This window comes from Streptomyces sp. NBC_00287, from assembly GCF_036173105.1.
Taxonomy (GTDB): Bacteria; Actinomycetota; Actinomycetes; order Streptomycetales; family Streptomycetaceae; genus Streptomyces.
In genome coordinates, this window is record NZ_CP108053.1 from 2,654,072 (window position 1) to 2,671,774 (window position 17,703).

16 protein-coding genes are annotated in these 17,703 nt (G+C 70.3%); 7 read left to right on the forward strand and 9 right to left on the reverse strand.

The annotated features are described in order from the left end of the window. Positions 1-54: 54 nt before the first annotated feature. Together OHT76_RS12130 and OHT76_RS12135 are read left to right on the forward strand one after the other, a co-directional pair. Complete coding sequence (locus tag OHT76_RS12130) at positions 55-264, forward strand: hypothetical protein (RefSeq protein ID WP_328870796.1); 210 nt, start codon at positions 55-57, stop codon at positions 262-264. Between the two features lie 94 nt (positions 265-358). Then, positions 359-1,903 carry a hypothetical protein gene (locus OHT76_RS12135; RefSeq protein ID WP_328870797.1) on the forward strand — a complete coding sequence of 515 codons (1,545 nt, stop codon included), beginning with the start codon at positions 359-361 and terminating at the stop codon, positions 1,901-1,903. Between the two features lie 71 nt (positions 1,904-1,974). Here OHT76_RS12135 and erpA read toward each other — a convergent pair whose 3' ends face one another. Further along, entirely contained in the window at positions 1,975-2,331 is a 357-nt protein-coding gene (gene erpA / locus OHT76_RS12140) for an iron-sulfur cluster insertion protein ErpA (protein ID WP_328870798.1), read from the reverse strand. A 324-nt stretch (positions 2,332-2,655) separates the two neighbouring features. Between erpA and nadA the strand changes: the two genes are divergently transcribed. Continuing rightward, complete coding sequence (gene nadA, locus OHT76_RS12145) at positions 2,656-3,840, forward strand: quinolinate synthase NadA (protein ID WP_328870799.1); 1,185 nt, start codon at positions 2,656-2,658, stop codon at positions 3,838-3,840. A gap of 16 nt (positions 3,841-3,856) precedes the next feature. On the opposite strand, the gene OHT76_RS12150 is transcribed toward nadA, so the two are convergent. The 6 genes from OHT76_RS12150 to OHT76_RS12175 form a co-directional block, all read right to left on the reverse strand. Further along, complete coding sequence (locus OHT76_RS12150; protein ID WP_328870800.1) at positions 3,857-6,094, reverse strand: serine/threonine-protein kinase; 2,238 nt, start codon at positions 6,092-6,094, stop codon at positions 3,857-3,859. Between the two features lie 94 nt (positions 6,095-6,188). Then, positions 6,189-9,305 (reverse strand): efflux RND transporter permease subunit, encoded by a 3,117-nt coding sequence (locus OHT76_RS12155; protein WP_328870801.1) that lies wholly within the window; start codon positions 9,303-9,305, stop codon positions 6,189-6,191. A 131-nt stretch (positions 9,306-9,436) separates the two neighbouring features. Beyond that, positions 9,437-10,120, reverse strand: coding sequence for a response regulator transcription factor (locus tag OHT76_RS12160; protein ID WP_328870802.1), 684 nt, complete (start codon positions 10,118-10,120; stop codon positions 9,437-9,439). After that, complete coding sequence (locus OHT76_RS12165; protein WP_328870803.1) at positions 10,117-11,346, reverse strand: sensor histidine kinase; 1,230 nt, start codon at positions 11,344-11,346, stop codon at positions 10,117-10,119. Before OHT76_RS12165 ends, OHT76_RS12160 begins: the two co-directional genes overlap by 4 nt. Before the next feature lie 74 nt (positions 11,347-11,420). Further along, a complete protein-coding gene (gene pspAA, locus OHT76_RS12170) occupies positions 11,421-11,699 on the reverse strand; it encodes a PspA-associated protein PspAA (protein WP_328870804.1) in 279 nt (92 codons plus the stop codon). A gap of 22 nt (positions 11,700-11,721) precedes the next feature. Further along, positions 11,722-12,504 carry a PspA/IM30 family protein gene (locus tag OHT76_RS12175; RefSeq protein ID WP_328870805.1) on the reverse strand — a complete coding sequence of 261 codons (783 nt, stop codon included), beginning with the start codon at positions 12,502-12,504 and terminating at the stop codon, positions 11,722-11,724. A 217-nt stretch (positions 12,505-12,721) separates the two neighbouring features. On the opposite strand from OHT76_RS12175, the gene OHT76_RS12180 reads away from it, so the two are divergent. The 3 genes from OHT76_RS12180 (at position 12,722) to OHT76_RS12190 (ending at position 15,301) form a co-directional block, all read left to right on the forward strand. Beyond that, positions 12,722-13,396: a DUF3043 domain-containing protein gene (locus OHT76_RS12180; protein WP_328870806.1), complete on the forward strand. Its 675-nt coding sequence runs from the start codon at positions 12,722-12,724 to the stop codon at positions 13,394-13,396. Positions 13,397-13,479: 83 nt separating this feature from the next. Next, positions 13,480-14,181, forward strand: coding sequence for a class I SAM-dependent methyltransferase (locus OHT76_RS12185; protein ID WP_328870807.1), 702 nt, complete (start codon positions 13,480-13,482; stop codon positions 14,179-14,181). A gap of 58 nt (positions 14,182-14,239) precedes the next feature. Continuing rightward, entirely contained in the window at positions 14,240-15,301 is a 1,062-nt protein-coding gene (locus OHT76_RS12190; protein WP_328870808.1) for a S1C family serine protease, read from the forward strand. Between the two features lie 42 nt (positions 15,302-15,343). Here the strand turns inward: OHT76_RS12190 and OHT76_RS12195 are convergent, their stop codons facing one another. Further along, complete coding sequence (locus OHT76_RS12195) at positions 15,344-15,556, reverse strand: hypothetical protein (protein ID WP_328870809.1); 213 nt, start codon at positions 15,554-15,556, stop codon at positions 15,344-15,346. A gap of 113 nt (positions 15,557-15,669) precedes the next feature. On the opposite strand from OHT76_RS12195, the gene OHT76_RS12200 reads away from it, so the two are divergent. Then, positions 15,670-16,872 (forward strand): bifunctional adenosylcobinamide kinase/adenosylcobinamide-phosphate guanylyltransferase, encoded by a 1,203-nt coding sequence (locus OHT76_RS12200; protein ID WP_328870810.1) that lies wholly within the window; start codon positions 15,670-15,672, stop codon positions 16,870-16,872. Between the two features lie 2 nt (positions 16,873-16,874). Here the strand turns inward: OHT76_RS12200 and OHT76_RS12205 are convergent, their stop codons facing one another. Next, complete coding sequence (locus OHT76_RS12205; protein ID WP_328870811.1) at positions 16,875-17,627, reverse strand: class I SAM-dependent methyltransferase; 753 nt, start codon at positions 17,625-17,627, stop codon at positions 16,875-16,877. Positions 17,628-17,703 lie beyond the last annotated feature (76 nt).

Here is a 17,703-nt window from a genome sequence, read left to right on the forward strand (position 1 = left end):
ACTACCTGATAGTAGATCTTTCTCCGCGGGCCATGACGTGCTTACGGTTCCGCTATGACGAAACTCAAGGCTCCGGTTCCCGCTCCGGTCGACCAGGACGGCGACCTGGCGGCGCTGCGTGGCGACTGCGCCCGGATGGCCCCCCACTGGCACGCTCCCGACCGGATCGCCCCGCTTCCGGTCTCTCCCTCGCTCATCCACGGGGTGAAGGTGCCGAACAAGTCCGCGCGGCTGCTGGACGCCATGTCGGACTACGGCGACTGAATACGCCCGCTTGCGGGAACCGTGCGCTCGTGTGCCGCGTCCCATCGCTGTCCCCCGGAAAGGGGATGCGGGATACGACCCAAGGAGCGATGCGGTGAACACCGAGCGACCCGACAACGACGACGCGGCCGAGCCCGGCGCCGTCGAGAACACCGGCCCCGCACGGGACGCCGATGACACCGTCGGGGCCGACGAGAACGCCGAGCGCCCGACGGGCGGGCGGCGTCGCTCCCCCGTGATCATCGCCTCCGTGGCCGCGGCCGTGCTGCTCGTCGGTGGTGGCGGGGCCTACCTCGCCGCCACCGCCTCCGACGGGTCGGACGACGGTACGTCCTCGGGGGCGCCCGGCGCCGACACTCCCCCGCCGCTCGAGCTCGACGGGTACTCCGAGGGCTCGACGGGCGGTATCGCGCCGGGGGAGCCGAATCCGTACGGCGCCACCTTCGAGGCCGACGGCGCGCTCCCGGACGGGCCCGGCTCGGCTGCGGTGTACCGGGCTCGGGGCGAGGTCACCGCGGACGAGGTGACCCGGCTGGCCAACGCGCTCGGCGTCTCCGGGAAGCCCGTGCTCCAGGGGCAGGCCTGGCGGATCGGCGCCAAGGACGGGTCGGGGCCGAGTCTGCAGGTGAACCGGCAGGCGCCGGGCACCTGGACCTTCCAGCGCTACGCCCCCGGCACCGACAACTGCCAGAGCCCGACCGTCTGTGCTGATAAGCCCGGCGGCCCCGCCGTCGACCCGGTGAGCGAGGAGGCCGCGAAGAAGGCCGCCGCTCCGGTGCTGAAGGCGGTGGGCCAGGACGACGCGAAGCTCGACGCGAGCCGGGTCATGGACGCCCAGCGGGTGGTGAACGCCGAGCCGGTGGTCGGCGGGCTGCCCACCTACGGCTGGACGACGGGCGTGACCGTCGGCGCGCAGGGTGAAGTGGTCGGCGGCAGCGGTCAGTTGAAGGCGCCGGTGAAGAGCGACACCTATCCCGTGCTGAGCGCCGAGAAGACGCTGAAGCTGATGAATTCGGCACCGGCGGACGACTCACGCATGGGCATCGGCGGCTGCGCCAGCCCCGTACCGCTGGAAGATGAGACAGCGTGCGGGGAGCCTCGGAAGAAGGACACGATCACGGTCGAGAAGGCCGTGTTCGGGCTGGCCTCGCACTATGTGGACGCCCGGCAGGCGCTGGTGCCGTCCTGGCTGTTCCAGGTGCGGGCGCCCGGCGCGCAGGACAGCTTCACGGTGACGCATCCGGCGATCGACCCGAAGTTCCTGGCTTCGACCGCTCCGTCCGGCACCCCGACCGAGCAGCCCAGCCCGCGGCCGACCGGCCCGACTGACGAGCAGACCACGCGGAATGTGACCGTCGAGGGCTACACCACCGAGGGCAAGGAACTCACCGTCGCCTTCACCGGCGGGGTGTGCGCCGACTACGACGCGAAGGTGAGCGAGAGCGACGACGAGGTGCGGGTCACGGTGACCGAGACCCCCTGGCCCGACAAGGTCTGCATCATGATCGCCAAGACCCACCACCGCACGGTGCAGCTGGACGAGCCGCTCGGCGACCGGAAGGTCGTGGGCACGGACGGCAGGGCGGTCCCGCTGGAGAAGGCGGGGGCGCGGCTGCCGGAGACCGCCGGGGCCCGGTAGGGCTCCCCGGATACGCGAAGGCGGCGGCCCCGTCGGAGGGGGCCGCCGCCTTCGTCGTAGAACCCGAGCGTTTAGCTGAAGGAGTCGCCGCAGGCGCAGGAGCCCGTGGCGTTCGGGTTGTCGATCGTGAAGCCCTGCTTCTCGATGGTGTCGACGAAGTCGATGGTGGCGCCGCCGAGGTACGGGGCGCTCATACGGTCGGTGACGACCTTGACGCCGTCGAAGTCCTTCTCCACGTCGCCGTCGAGGGAGCGCTCGTCGAAGAAGAGCTGGTAGCGCAGGCCGGAGCAGCCGCCGGGCTGGACGGCCACGCGCAGGGCGAGGTCCTCACGGCCTTCCTGGTCGAGCAGGGCCTTGACCTTGGACGCGGCGGCGTCGGTCAGGACGATGCCGTCGGTGACGGTGCTGGTCTCGTCCGATACGGACATCTACATCTCTCCCGGGTTGTACGGAGACTGCTTGCCGACGGTTGCAACCCGCGGGGCCGCGGATTCATTCCGGGCCGGGCGCTTGTCTTACCGGTTCGTGCGGTTCCTTCTTCATGCTCGCACACACGCGTGGGAGCGGAAAACGGCCCTTTCGGGAATGAAAGGCCGCTCACAGGGATTCACGTCACATGGACGCTATGCCCATCGTCAAACTGACGTGAAGCGGTTATGATAGATAGCGTCATTTCGACGAAAAGCCAGATGGTGACCCCGCCGACCCGGCACCCCGGGCCGGCGAGCCGCAGAACAGAAAGGGTGCGTGTCGTGACCACCGCCCAGACCCAGGAGCTCGACGTACAGCCGACGCCCCTCGCCCTGCTGCTCCTCGGCCGTGAGGCCGACCCCAAGAGCGAGCGCGGCGTGGAGTGCCCCGGCGACCTGCCCTCGCCGTCCGATCCGGACCTGGTCGAGCGCGCCCGCGCAGCCAAGGAGAAGCTCGGCGACAAGGTCTTCGTACTCGGCCACCACTACCAGCGCGACGAGGTCATCCAGTTCGCGGACGTCACCGGCGACTCCTTCAAGCTGGCCCGGGACGCGGCCGCGCGCCCCGAGGCGGAGTACATCGTGTTCTGCGGCGTGCACTTCATGGCGGAGTCCGCGGACATCCTGACGAGCGATGACCAGAAGGTGGTCCTGCCCGACCTCGCCGCCGGCTGCTCGATGGCCGACATGGCGACGGCCGAGCAGGTCGCCGAGTGCTGGGACGTGCTGACCGAGGCCGGGATAGCCGAGCAGGTCGTGCCGGTGTCGTACATGAACTCGTCCGCCGACATCAAGGCCTTCACCGGTAAGCACGGCGGTCTGATCTGTACGTCGTCCAATGCGAAGCGGGCGCTGGACTGGGCGTTCGAGCAGGGCGAGAAGGTCCTGTTCCTGCCGGACCAGCACCTCGGCCGCAACACCGCGGTGCGGGACATGGGCATGTCCCTGGAGGACTGCGTCGTCTACAACCCGCACAAGCCGAACGGCGGGCTGACCGCGGAGCAGCTGCGCGACGCCAAGATGATCCTGTGGCGCGGCCACTGCTCGGTGCACGGCCGCTTCTCGCTGGACTCGGTGAACGACGTCCGTGAGCGCATCCCGGGCGTGAACGTCCTCGTCCACCCCGAGTGCAAGCACGAGGTCGTGGCCGCGGCGGACTACGTCGGTTCGACCGAGTACATCATCAAGGCGCTGGAGGCGGCTCCGGCCGGCTCCAAGTGGGCCATCGGCACCGAGTTGAACCTGGTCCGCCGGCTGGCGAACCGTTTCGCGCCGGAGGGCAAGGAGATCGTCTTCCTCGACAAGACGGTCTGCTTCTGCTCGACCATGAACCGCATCGACCTCCCCCACCTGGTCTGGACCCTGGAGTCCCTGGCCGAGGGCAACCTCGTCAACCGCATCGAGGTCGACAAGGAGACCGAGACCTTCGCAAAGCTGGCGCTGGAGCGGATGCTGGCGCTGCCGTAGCCCGCGAGGGGCACGCTCACCCCGATGCGGGTTTTCGGTCGGGGTGGGCGGGGTCGAGGTTGAAGACGGTGCCGTCGGGGGTGGGGACGATCAGCGCCCCCTGGTGCAGCAGTACCCGGGGGCCGGTCACGCTGCCGGACGAAGCTCCCGCGCGCGGCAGCGTCTCCCACAGCGACGTGCCCTTGCGGGCGTCGAGGGCCGCCACCCGGCCGCTGATGCTGGCCAGGTAGAGGGTGCGTGTCCGGGCGTCGTAGGTGGCGTCGCCCGGTTGTTCCAGGCTGGTCTGGGTCCGCCACAGCTCCTTGCCGGTGCGCGGGGAGACGGCGGTCACGAGGCCGTTGTCCGCGACGAACCACACGGTGCCGCCGGCCAGCGTCGGCTCCCCTTCGTAACTCTTCGTCAGCTTCGCCGTCGTACGGTCGCCCGTGTCCGGGTCCACGAGCAGGATCCGGTCGATCGCCGGGGCCTCGACGGACATTGCGTCCTGCGCGGCCCACTGCATCAGAACCAGCCGCCCGTCGGCGACCCCGAGGATGCCGGCCTCGTACGGGGCCTTCAGGCGCCGCTCCGAGCCGTCGGCCGCGTCCAGCACCAGGAGGACGGCGTCCCCGTCCTCCGCCTCGGCCGGAGTGCAGTGGGCGTACACATCGGGGCCGCCCGGCGTGAAGGAGCAGTGGTGGCCGGTGGGCATCAGCGCGGTCCAGCGCACCTCACCGGTGCGCGGCGAACGGGCCTCCACGGTCCGGCCGCCGCTGGAGGTGATGACCAGGCCGCCGGACAGGGCGATGGCGAGGTTCTCTTCGTTGATCTGGTGCTTCCAGAGCTGCTCGCCGGTCTGCGCGTCGAAGCCGACGGCATGGACCGGGTCCGCCTCCGCGGAATTGGTGGTGATGACCTGCGACACGACCAGCGTGCCGTCCCGGAAGCCGAGCAGCGTGCCGCTGTACGACTCCGTCTCGCTGTCGGTCAGTGCGACATCGGAGCGCCAGAGGGTCTTGCCCGTCCCGGCGTCCAGGCGTGTGGGAAGGATGCTGTCGCCCGTGCAGAAGACGGCGTCCCCGTTCTTCAGACAGTCGGGCTCGCCCGCAAACCAGCCTTCGTCCACGCCCAGCGCCTTCTTCGCGCCCAGGGGAGCCGTCTCGAACAGCGTCGTCTGCCAGGGCTTCCAGCCGTTGGGCAGAGCGGCCCACCGGGAGGTCGCGGACGGCGAAGGGGTCGCCCTGTCGCCGCTGTCCGCCCACCCCGGGCCGAGCAGCAGATAGGCCGTCAGCCCGAGCGCCGCGACGCCGACCGTGCCGGTCGCGGCCAACAGCGGACGGATACGACTCCGGCGGCGGCCCGAGTGGGTGGTGGCCGTGGGGTCGGCGAAGGTCCTCGAGTGGGTGTCCGCCGTGGCCCGGAGCTCGCTCAGGCGCAGGGTCAGGGTTTCCGGGTCGCCCGCCGTCGCCTCCGGCAGCGCCTTCACGAACTCCCGGGCCAGTTCGTCCAGTTCGGGACGGTCCGCCGCCTCCTTCGTCAGGCAGCGCTCCAGGATTGCCCGCAGGGGCTCGCTCACGCCGTCCAGGACCGGTGCGTCGTGGACCACCCGGTACGCCGTCAGGTAGGGGCTGTCCGCGTCGAAGGGGCCCCGGCCGGTGACCGTGTACACCAGGAGGGCGCCGAGGGAGAAGACGTCCGAGGACGGGCCCACCGAGCGGGCGTCCGTCAGTTGTTCCGGGGACATGAAGGGCGGGGTGCCGATCATCTGGCCGGTTTCGGTCAGGGTGATGTTCTCCGTGGCCCGGGATATGCCGAAGTCGATGACTCGGGGGCCGTCGTCGGCCATCAGGACGTTGGCCGGTTTCAGGTCGCGGTGCACCACCCCCGCCCGGTGGATCTCCCGCAGCGCCTCCACCAGGCCCAGCGCCAAGCGCCGTAGTTCGGAATCCCGCAGCGGGCCCACGTCGCGGATCCGGGCGGCGAGCGAGCGGCCGGGCACGTACTGCGTTGCCATCCACGGCCGCGCCGCCTCCGGATCGGCGTCCACGACCGGCGCGGTGAAGGCGCCGCTCACCTTGCGGACGGCGTCGATCTCCTGGCGGAAACGGGCGCGGAAGACCGGGTCCGCGGCGTACTGGGCGTGCACCACCTTGACCGCCACCTCGCGCCCGGAGCGCGATCTGCCCCGGTAGACGACGCCCATGCCGCCGGCTCCCAGCCGGTCGACCAGCTTGTACCCGCCGACCGACTTCGGATCGTCCTTGTGCAGTGGCACGCCCCGATCCCTCTCCCCCGTATGCCTGTTGAGAGGAAAGGATACGGCCGGGTCCCGTACGACGATGTACGGGACCCGGCCGTCGAACCAACCGTCAGACGCCCGCCGGTTCCGGCTCCTCCGACTTCGCCTCGACCGGCACGCCCGCCTTCTTCAGCCGCTTCGCCTCGCGCTTCTTCGCCCGGCGCTCCTTGCGGAGCTCCAGCATCGTGTAGAGCGTCGGGACGAGGAGCAGGGTGAGGAGGGTTGAGGTGATCAGGCCGCCGATCACGACCACGGCCAGCGGTTGGGCGATGAAGCCGCCCTCGCCGGTGACGCCCAGCGCCATCGGGAGCAGGGCGAAGATCGTCGCCAGGGCCGTCATGAGGATGGGGCGGAGGCGGTGGCGGCCGCCCTCGATCACGGCCTCCACGACGCCGTAACCCTGTCGCCTGTACTGGTTGATCAGATCGATCAGCACGATCGCGTTCGTCACCACGATGCCGATCAGCATCAGCATGCCGATCATCGCGGGGACGCCCATCGGGGTGCCGGTGGCGACCAGCAGGCCGATCGCGCCGGTGGCCGCGAAGGGGATCGAGACCAGCAGGATCAGCGGCTGGACGAGCGAGCGGAAGGTCGCGACCAGCAGCATGAAGACGATCGCGATGGCCGCCAGCATCGCCAGGCCCAGGTTGGCGAACGCCTCGTCCTGGTCCTCGGAGACACCGCCGATCGCGGCCGTGGCGCCCGCGGGCAGTTCCAGGCCGTTGATCTTCGACTGGAGGTCCGCGCTGACCGCGCCGGTGTTGTCACCGGTCGGCTTCGCCGTGATGGTCGCGGCTCGCTGGCCGTCGATCCGGGTCATCGAGACCGGGCCGTCGACCAGCTTCACCGTCGCCACGTCGGACAGCTTCACCGGGCCCAGGCGCAGCGCCTTGAGCTCGGCCAGGGTCTCGGCGGGCTTCGCCGAGCGGATGACGATGTCACGCTCGGTGTCGTCCAGCGTGGCCTGCGCCGCCGTGGTGCCGCGGACCGCCTGGGCGACCGCCGCGCCGAGGGTGGCGTCGGTGAAACCGGCCGCCGCCGCCTTGTCGTTGGCCTTGACCGAGATCCGCGGGACGCTCTGCGACAGGTCGCTGGTGACGTCGGTGACGTCGTCCAGACCCGCCACCTCCTTGCGGACCTCCTCGGCGGCCTCGCGCAGCACGCTCGCGTCGGCCGCCTTCACGACCACGCTCAGGTCCTGGCTGCCGAAGCCGTCACCGGCCGCGATGGTGGTCGTACCGATGCCGTCGAGCTTCTTCAGACCGTCCTCGATGCGGTCGGTGACGTCCTCGGAGGACGCGGAGTCCTCCAGCATCACCGAGTAGGACGCCTGGTTGGTGTCCGTACCGCCGCCGAAGGCCGCCATGAAGCCGGACGAGCCGATGGTGACCTGGGAGTCCTTCACGCCCTCGACGGAGCCGAGCAGCTTCTCGACCTTCTTCGCCTGCGCGTCGGTCGCCGCCAGGCTGGTGCCGGGCTTCAACTCCTGCTTGACGGTGAGGACTTCCTGCTCGCCCTGGTCGAAGAAGTTCGTCTTGAGCAGCGGCGCCATGCCGAAGGTGCCGATGAGGATGACGATCGCGAGCGCCACGCTCGTCAGACGGCGCCGGGTCGCGAAGCGCAGGACGGGGACGTAGAGGCGCTGAAGGCGGCTCTTGGCCTCCTTCTCCTCCGCCTTGCGGCGGGCCTCCTCGGCGTCCTCGGGGGTGCCCTTCGGGGCGCGCAGGAACCAGAACGACAGCACCGGTACGACCGTCAGCGAGACAAGGAGCGACGCCAGCAGGGCCGCCGTCACCGTCAGGCTGAACGAGCCGAACAGCTCGCCCACCATGCCGCCGGTCAGGCCGATCGGCAGGAACACGGCGACCGTGGTGAGCGTGGAGGACGTCACCGCGCCCGCCACCTCGCGGACCGCCTTGAGGATGGCCTCCTCGCGCTCCTCGCCGTAGCCGAGGTGCCGCTTGATGTTCTCCAGGACCACGATCGAGTCGTCCACGACCCGGCCGATGGCGATGGTCAGGGCGCCCAGCGTCAGCATGTTCAGGGACAGGTCCTGCGTCCACAGCACGATCAGCGCGAGCACGACCGACAGCGGAATGGACACCGCCGTCACCAGCGTGGAGCGGATCGACGCCAGGAAGACCAGGATGATCAGGACCGCGAAGAGCAGACCCAGCGCGCCCTCGGTGGTCAGACCGTCGATGGACTTCTTCACCGCCGGACCCTGGTCGCTGACGACGGTCACCTCGGCACCGGTGCCGAGGTCCGCGCGCATCTGCGCGAGCTTGTCGTTCACCGCGTCCGAGATCGCGACCGCGCTGCCGTCACGGTCCATGGTGACCATGACCGCGAGGCTCGGCTCACCGTTCGTACGGGTCAGGGAGTCGGCCGGGGCCTGCTCCTGCTCGACCTTCGCGACGTCGGCGAGGCGGACCGGCTTGCCGTCGCCCTTGATGCGCAGGTCCTCGATCTGCTCCAGCGAAGTGAAGCCGCCGCCGACCTGCACGGTCCGGTTGGCGCCGTCCTCGTCGAAGGAGCCGGCCGGCACGGTCGCGCCGCCCGCCTGGAGGGCCTGGGTGAGGGACTGCGCGGTCAGACCGGCCGCGGCCAGCTTCGCGTCGTCCGGGGTGACGGTGACCTCGAGGTCACGCACACCGTCGACGGTGACCTGGCCGACGCCGTCGATGTCCTTCAGATCCGGTACGACCGTCTTGTCCAGCTGGTCGGCCAGGGCCTGCTGGTCCTTGTCGGCGGTGACGGCGAGTACGACGGTCGGCATGTCGTCCGTGGAACCGGCGACGACCTGCGGGTCGACCTCGTCCGGGAGCTGGGCGCGGGCCCGGTTGACGGCCTGCTGGACATCGGCGACGAGCTGCTGGGTGCCGCTGCCGTAGTCGAAGGACGCCATGATCAGGGCGTTGCCCTCGCTGGCGGTGGAGGTGACGCCGGTGATGCCGTCGACACCTTCGAGGCTGTCCTCGATGGGCTCGACGACCTGCTTCTCCACCACGTCCGGGGAGGCACCCTGGTAGGGCGCGAGCACGGACACCATGGGCAGTTCTATGGACGGCAGCAGCTGCTGCTTGAGCTGGGGTATCGCGATCGCTCCGAAGGCGAGCGCGATGATCGACATGAGCCCGACGAGGGCTCGTTGCGCGAGGCTGAATCTGGACAGCCAGGACATGGGATCAGGGTCTCTCTTCTGTTGAGCAGAGCGGCTCCTACACCCTGAGCCATCCGGAACCCCTGATTCGTAGCCCCGAGGTCCCGTTCCTTATCCGGCGCATACTCCGGGCGCAGTACACCCGGCCCGCGCTAGTCCACCCTTGGACGGACCAGCCCCGACTCGTAGGCGATCACCACGAGCTGCGCCCGGTCCCGTGCGCCCAGCTTGGCCATGGCCCGGTTGACGTGGGTCTTCACGGTCAGCGGGCTGACCTCGAGACGTTCGGCGATCTCGTCGTTGGAGTGGCCGCCCGCGACCTGCACCAGCACCTCGCGCTCCCGCACGGTGAGCGCGTCGAGCCGTTCGGCGCGGGCCGGGTCGCGCTCGTCGTCGCCCGTGCCGCCCTGCGCGAGGAAGCGGGCGATCAGGCCCTTGGTGGCGGCCGGGGAGAGCAGGGCCTCGCCGCCTGCGGCGACCCGGATGGCGTTCAGCAGCTCGTCGGGCTCGGAACCCTTGCCGAGGAAGCCGGAGGCGCCGGCCCGCAGCGACTGCACGACATAGTCGTCGACCTCGAAGGTGGTCAGTATGACCACGCGGACATGGGCGAGCGACGGGTCGGCGCTGATCATGCGAGTGGCGGCGAGCCCGTCGGTGCCGGGCATCCGGATGTCCATCAGGACCACGTCGGCGCGCTGCTCCTTGGCCAGCGCCACTGCCTGAGCGCCGTCGGACGCCTCGCCCACGACCTCCATGTCGGACTCGGAGTCCACCAGGACACGGAAGGCGCTGCGCAACAGGGCCTGGTCGTCGGCGAGCAGGACACGGATGGTCATACGGTCTCCCCCGGCTCTCCCGTGACGGCGCTACGGGTCTTGACCGGCAGGATCGCATGCACCCGGAACCCGCCGCCGTACCGGGGACCGGTGGTGAGTGTGCCGCGCAGGGCGGTGACGCGTTCGCGCATGCCGAGCAGTCCATGGCCGCCGCTGGAGACGGGGGCCTCCGGGTCGTGGACCCCGTCGTCGAGGACCGTGACCTCCACATGCGGTCCCACGCGGACGACGCTGACCTCGGCTTTCGCCTCGCCTCCCGCGTGCTTCTGCACATTGGTGAGGGCTTCCTGGATGACCCGGTAGGCCGCAAGGCCGACGGCGGCGGGCAGGGTGGTGTCCTGGTCGGCGCGGGCCACCTCGACCTGGAGTCCCGCGCTGCGGAAGGTGCCGACGAGTTCGTCGAGCCGGTCGAGGCCGGGGGCGGGCTCGGTGGGTGCCTCCGGGTCGCCGGACTGGCGCAGCAGGCCGACGGTGGCACGCAGCTCGTTGAGCGCGGAGCGGCTGGCCTCGCGTACGTGGGCCAGGGCCTCCTTGGCCTGGTCGGGGCGCTTGTCCATCACATGGGCGGCGACTCCGGCCTGCACATTGACCAGGGCGATGTGGTGGGCGACGACGTCGTGCAGGTCGCGGGCGATACGGAGGCGTTCCTCGGCGACCCGTCGGCGGGCCTCTTCCTCTCTGGTGCGCTCGGCTCGTGCCGCGCGTTCCTGGATGGCGTCGACGAAGGCGCGGCGGCTGCGCATGGCGTCGCCGGCGGTCGCGGCCATGCCGGTCCAGGCGAAGATCGCGAGGTTCTCCTGGGCGTACCAGGGCAGGGGGCCCGCGAGCATGGCGACGCCGGTCAGGACGGTCATGGTGAGCAGGCCCAGGCGCCAGGCGGTGTGGCGGTCGGTGGTGGAGGCGACGGTGTACAGCGCGATGACCGCGGACATGGCGACGGGGGCTCGGGGGTCGCCGTTGACGCTCTCGATGACGGAGAGGGTGCCGGTGACGGCGAGGACGGTTCTGGGGGCGCGGCGGCGGAAGACGAGGGTGGCGGCGCCGAGGGTCATGAGGGTGAGGCTGGGGAGGTCGGGGGTGTGCAGGCCCCAGGTGACGCCGTCCTTGCCGTGCGGATCCACGAACGAGCCGGCCACCATGCAGATCAGGACGCCGGCTGCGAGGGCCGCGTCCAGTGCGAGGGGGTGCGCTTTGAGGTGGGCTCTGGCGCGGTCGAGGGTGTTCACGGCTGTTTACGGTAGCCGGGGTGAGCTGCGCTGCGAATGGCGCCCGGTGCTGTGGTGCAGGTCTCCTTACGTACTCAACCCGGAATCAAGCCGTCGTCGCTCAAGAGCTCCCGGACTTCCTCCAGCGTCGCGTCCGGGGACGGGAGGATCAGTTCCGAGGGTTCCAGGGAGTCGTCCGGGAGGGGTTCGCCGAGGTCTCGGACCTTGGTGAGGAGGGACTGGAGGGTGCGGCGGAAGCCGGGGCCGTCGCCGTTCTCCATTTCGGCCAGCAGCTCGTCGTCGAGCTTGTTCAGTTCGGTGAGGTGGCTGTCGGCCAGCCTCACCTGCCCCTCCCCCATGATCCGTACGATCATGTCGCCCTCCTAGGCGTGGGCCCTACTGTTTGTCGAAGCGCGGGGTGTCCTGCTTCTGCTCCGGCTGCGTCTGGCCCGAGCCGCCCTCGATGGCCTGCTTGCCACCGGAGGAGCCTCCCGCCAGCTCCGCCTTCATGCGCTGCAGTTCCAGCTCTACATCCGTACCACCGGAGAGCCGGTCCAGCTCGGCCTGGATGTCGTCCTTGTGCATACCGGACTGGTCGTCCAGGGCACCGGAGGCGAGCAGTTCGTCGATGGCGCCGGCCCGGGCCTGGAGCTGGGCGGTCTTGTCCTCGGCGCGCTGGATCGCCAGGCCGACGTCGCCCATCTCCTCGGAGATACCGGAGAAGGCCTCGCCGATCCGGGTCTGCGCCTGGGCCGCGGTGTAGGTGGCCTTGATGGTCTCCTTCTTCGTACGGAAGGCATCGACCTTGGCCTGGAGTCGCTGGGCCGCGAGGGTGAGCTTCTCCTCCTCGCCCTGGAGCGTGGCGTGCTGCGTCTCCAGGTCGGTCACCTGCTGCTGGAGGGCGGCGCGCCGGGACAGCGCCTCGCGGGCCAGGTCCTCACGGCCCAGCGCGAGCGCCTTGCGGCCCTGGTCCTCCAGCTTGGACGACTGCGACTGCAGCTGGTTGAGCTGGAGCTCCAGGCGCTTGCGGCTGGTGGCCACGTCCGCGACTCCGCGGCGCACTTTCTGGAGCAGTTCCAGCTGCTTCTGGTACGAGTAATCGAGGGTCTCGCGCGGGTCCTCGGCCCGGTCAAGGGCCTTGTTCGCCTTCGCGCGGAAGATCATCCCCATACGCTTCATGACACCGCTCATGGGCTTCGCGCGCCCCCTTCTGACGGACTCCAGCTCCAGCTCCTGCGACAGAACCCACAGTACGGGCCCTGCATCCATTACCGCACTGTTCGGGGACGGATGCGCTCATCCCCAAGGACGACTGCGTACGCTCCGGCTCCGGCGTAGGGAGTAGGTGTTCCCCGGGGTTCCCGGAAACGGATGCAACGTCCCCTCTGTCCCCTACATGACGACTGGTGTTGCCGATTCGTTCCCCACCGGACTGGGGTCCATGCGCGGGTACCCCGTACCCTTGGGTTTTGTGTTCCGTAGCCGTGCCAAGGATGAGAAGGCATCGGTCGCCGACAAGGCGTCCCTGACCGACTCCAATCAGCCCCGCGACCCGCAGGCCCCGAAGGGCAGGCCCACGCCCAAGCGCAGTGAGGCCCAGTCCCAGCGGCGCAGCGTCGCCAATACGCCGACCACGCGCAAGGAGGCCGCCAAGCGGTCCCGCGAGGAGCGCCGCCAGGCGCTGTCGCGCCAGCGCGAGGCGCTGGCCAGCGGCGACGAGCGGTATCTGCCCGCCCGTGACAAGGGCCCGGTGCGCCGCTTCGCCCGCGACTTCGTCGACTCGCGCTTCAACGTCGCGGAGTTCTTCCTCCCGATGGCCGTGATCATCCTCGTGCTGAGCATGGTCCGGGTGGGCGCGCTGCAGAGCATCGCGCTGCTGCTGTGGCTCATCGTGATCGTGCTGATCGTGCTCGACTCGATCGCCACCGGTTACCGCATGAAGAAGCAGCTCAACGAGCGCTACCCGGACGAGAACAAGCGTGGCGCCGTCGCCTACGCCCTGATGCGCTCCCTCCAGATGCGCCGGCTCCGGCTGCCCAAGCCGCAGGTCAAGCGCGGGGAGCGGCCCTGAGCACGACGCCGTTCTCCGGGGGCGCGGCGGATGCCTGGCTGAGCAAGCTGGGCGGACTGCGGGACGTCGTACGGCAGGAGCTGGTGGCCCGGCAGCTCGATGAGCAGATAGCCGGGCGCTACCCGGTCGGGCAGCGTCTGAGGATTCTCGACGTCGGTATGGGCCAGGGCACCCAGGCGCTGCGCCTCGCGCGGGCCGGGCATCAGGTGACCGGTCTGGAGCAGGACGCGAAGATGATCGCCGCCGCGCGGCAGTCGCTGGCGTGTGAGCCGGACGGGATCCGCGAGCGGATGCGGATCATCGAGGGCGACGGCCGGGACACCGGTGTGCACTTCCTGCCGGGCAGCTTCGATGTGGTGCTCTGTCATGGCGTACTCATGTACGTCGAGGAGCCCGACCCGCTGCTGGCGGGTCTGGCGCGGATGCTCGCCCCGGGCGGACTGCTCTCGCTGCTGGTCCGCAACGGCGACGCGCTGGCGATGCGTCCGGGCATGTCCGGTGACTGGGCCGGGGCCCTGTCCTCCTTCGACACCACCGCCTACCGCAACCGCCTGGGCCTGGACGTACGGGCGGACCGCCTGACCACTTTGACGGCGACGCTCGCGGGCATCGGCGCCCCGCTGAACGCCTGGTACGGCGTACGGGTCTTCACGGACACGGCGGCGGACGACGCGGAGATCCCGGCGGACGTGGGGATGCTGCTGGCGGCCGAGGAGCGGGCGGGGCGGACGGATCCGTACCGCGGTATCGCGGCGCTGCTGCATCTGTGCGGGGTGCGGGGCTGAGCCCCATTCGGGCGTTCACCGCAAGCCGGACAAACTCCGCGAAGTGAGACTCGGGGGCATGAACGCTTCCCGTACCCGCACGCTGCTCTGGCCGGCCGCGCTTGTGTGCTCCCTCGCCCTGGCCTCCGGGTGCTCCGGGTCCGGCTCGGGAGCGAAGGCGGACGCCACGACGACGCAGGCCGCGGTTCCGGCAGCGGCCAATGACCTCCAGGACGACTACCTGAAGGTGATCAAGGACGTTCTGCCGTCGGTCGTGCAGATCCAGGCCAGCAACGATCTGGGGTCCGGGGTGGTCTACGACGACCAAGGGCACATCGTCACCAACGCGCATGTCGTCGGGGACGAGAAGACCTTCCGCGTGACGACCGCCAACAGCGAGGAGGAGCTCTCCGCGAAGCTCGTGTACTCCTACCCCGAGCAGGACCTCGCGGTCATCAAGTTGGACCGGGTCCCCGACGCTCTGAAACCGGCCGAGTTCGGGGACTCCTCGAAGATCGAGGTCGGCCAGATCGTCCTGGCGATGGGCTCACCGCTGGGGCTCTTCTCCAGCGTCACCCAGGGCATCGTCTCCGCGACCGGACGGACCGTCACCGAGGGCCAGTCCGACGGCGGTACGGGTGCGACCATCGGCAACATGGTGCAGACCTCGGCCGCGATCAATCCCGGGAACAGCGGGGGCGCCCTGGTGAACCTGGACGGCGAGGTCATCGGCATCCCGACCCTCGCCGCCACCGACCCCGGCCTCGGGGACAGTGCGGCTCCCGGGATCGGGTTCGCGATCCCGTCGTCGATGGTGAAGACGGTCGCCGACCAGATCATCAAGGACGGCAAGGTGACCGACTCGGGGCGGGCGGCGCTCGGGATCACCGCACGGACGGTGGTCGACGACGACTATCAGGCCGCCGGGGTCGCCGTGGTCGAGGTCAAGGAGGGCGGGGCGGCGGACAAGGCCGGGATCCGGCCCCGGGACATCATCACCAGGTTGGGTGACACGGACATCACGACCATCACGTCCCTCTCCGAGGCACTGGCGGCGCAGCAGCCCGGTGACCGGACGACGGTGACGTACACGCGGGACGGCAGTGAGAAGACGGTGGATGTGACGCTGGGCGAGCAATGACGAAGGGGCGGCCGATGGGCCGCCGCCCCTGTCCTGTCGGTCCTACGCCTCTTCGGCGTGCATGCTCATCGGGCCGTAGATCTCCGTGGTGTCCTCGAACAGGCGTACCTGGTCCACGCCGCCCGCGAGGAGGTCCTTCCAGACCTCGCCTAGCCAGGACTCGGCGTCGCCCTGCGTGGTGAACTCCTCGGGCTCAACCGCGGGGGCGGCCTCCGTTCCGTCGGCCTTCTCGAACCGCCAAGTCCATGCCGCCATGTACGCCTCCCAGGTGTGAGCACATGCAGAGCGGAACCCGGATCTTGGTCGGGCTCCCGCCCGCAGCCTAGTCGGATGCGCAAGAGCTGCGCAGACAGGCGAAAATCAACTCCGTGGAACTGACATTGCTCGGCACCGGTGCCCCCGCGGGCCTCCCCCGTCCCGAATGTCCCTGCGCGGCCTGTGCCGGCGCCCTTGGGGCGGACTCGCGGGCCGCTACCGCGCTGCTCGTGGACGGGTCGCTGCTGTTGGATCTGACGCCCGGTGTGGCGTTTGCCGCCGCTCGGGCCGGGCGGTCGCTGGCAGGGGTGCGGCAGGTGCTGTTGTCCCATCCGCATGATGGGCCCGCCGTCGAGGTGCCTGCCGGGCTGCCTGCGCCTGGGCGAGTCCCGGACGGTCGGGAGTTGGCGTTGCTGACGGGGCATCGGGTGCGGGCCATGGCGATGGACGCGGGGGGTACGGGGTACGCGGTGACCGGGCCCGGTGGGCAGCGGTTGCTGTATTTGCCGCCCGGGAGCGCGCCCGCCGGGATCGAGGACGGGGACATCGGGACGTACGACATGGTCGTCGCCGATGTCATGGGGCGGCCGGACGCGCTCGCGCGGTTGCGGGCGGTGGGGGCGATCCGGCCCACGACGGATGTCATCGCCGTACATCTGGACCATGACGTGCCGCCGGGGGGCGAGGTGCGGCGGCGGCTCGCCTCCTTGGGGGCGCGGGCGGTGCCGGACGGGACGACGTTGGTGGTGGGGGCGTACGAGGAGGTGCCGGACGTGCCGCGGCGGACGTTGGTGCTGGGCGGGGCGCGGTCCGGGAAGTCCGTGGAGGCGGAGCGGCGGTTGGAGGCGTTCCCGGATGTGCTGTACGTCGCCACCGGCGGGCTGCGCGGTGGGGACACCGAGTGGGCGGCCCGGGTGGCGGCGCACCGGGAGCGGCGGCCGGGGTCCTGGCGTACGACGGAGACGTGCGACCTGGTGCCGCTGCTGGCGGAGGACGGGCCGCCGTTGCTGATCGACTGTCTGTCGCTGTGGCTGACGGACGCGATGGACTCCGTCGGGGCGTGGGACGACGCGGTGTGGGCGGACGGCGGGGAACGGGCGCTCCGGGAACGGATGCGGGAGCTGACGCAGGCGGTGCGGTCGACTCGGCGGACCATGGTGGCCGTGTCGAACGAGGTGGGGTCCGGGATTGTGCCGGCCACGGCTTCGGGGCGGCGGTACCGGGATGAACTGGGGCGGCTGAACGCGGCGTTCGCGGGTGAGTGCGAGCACGTGCTGCTGGTGGTGGCGGGGCAGGCGGTGACGCTTCGGGGGTGAGGCTACGCCGGTTGTTTACGGGCGATGACCGCGTACGTGTTCGACAAGGGTCTGCGGGTGGCGGTGATGACCTCGCAGCCCTGGGACTCCAGTTCCGTGCGGATGTTCTCCTGGGGGATGAGGTGCCGGGGTTGGGTGTGGGGGTACCACCAGCGGCCGAGGAGTTTGGCGAAGGCGCTTTGGGGGTCGGGGAGTTCGACGAGGACGTGGCCGCCCGGGCGTAGGGCCGTCAGGGCCGCTTGCAGGTGTTCCCGGGGGTTCGGCGTGTGCGCCAGGCGGTGCAGGAGGCTGACCACGTCGTAGCGGGCGCGCAGGTGGGCCGCCAGGTGGGGGTTGGTCAGGTCGCCCGCGTACGCCTCCTCCACATGCTCTTCCGCTCGGGCCCGTTCCACGCGGGCGGTGGGGTCCACGCCGTCGAAGGACGTGTACGGGAAGACCTCCTTCGCCGCCGCGGGGAATGCGGCGTCGCCGGTGCCGATGTCCAGCCAGCTCTCCGGCTCGCCGAAGCGCAGCATCGCGCGGGCGGTGGCGAGCAGGCGCCGGTGGCTGAACTCGCCTTCGCGGGGAGGCGCGAGGCAGGGGTTCTGGAAGGCGTGGGCGCAGTCGTGGCATTCGTCGAGCCTGAATCTGGCGGCGGTGAGGCGGGTGCGCAGGCTCTTCGAGCCGCACCAGGGGCAGTCGTCGCGGCGCGGTTCGTGGAATGGGTCCATCCCAAGGGCGAGTTCGGCGAGGTGGGCGGCACGGCTTGCGGACATGGGCGGCTCCCGGGCGCGAGATACATACGACATTCCGCTGCAAAACGGAACGTATGGGATCGCGATCTTGGGTGCA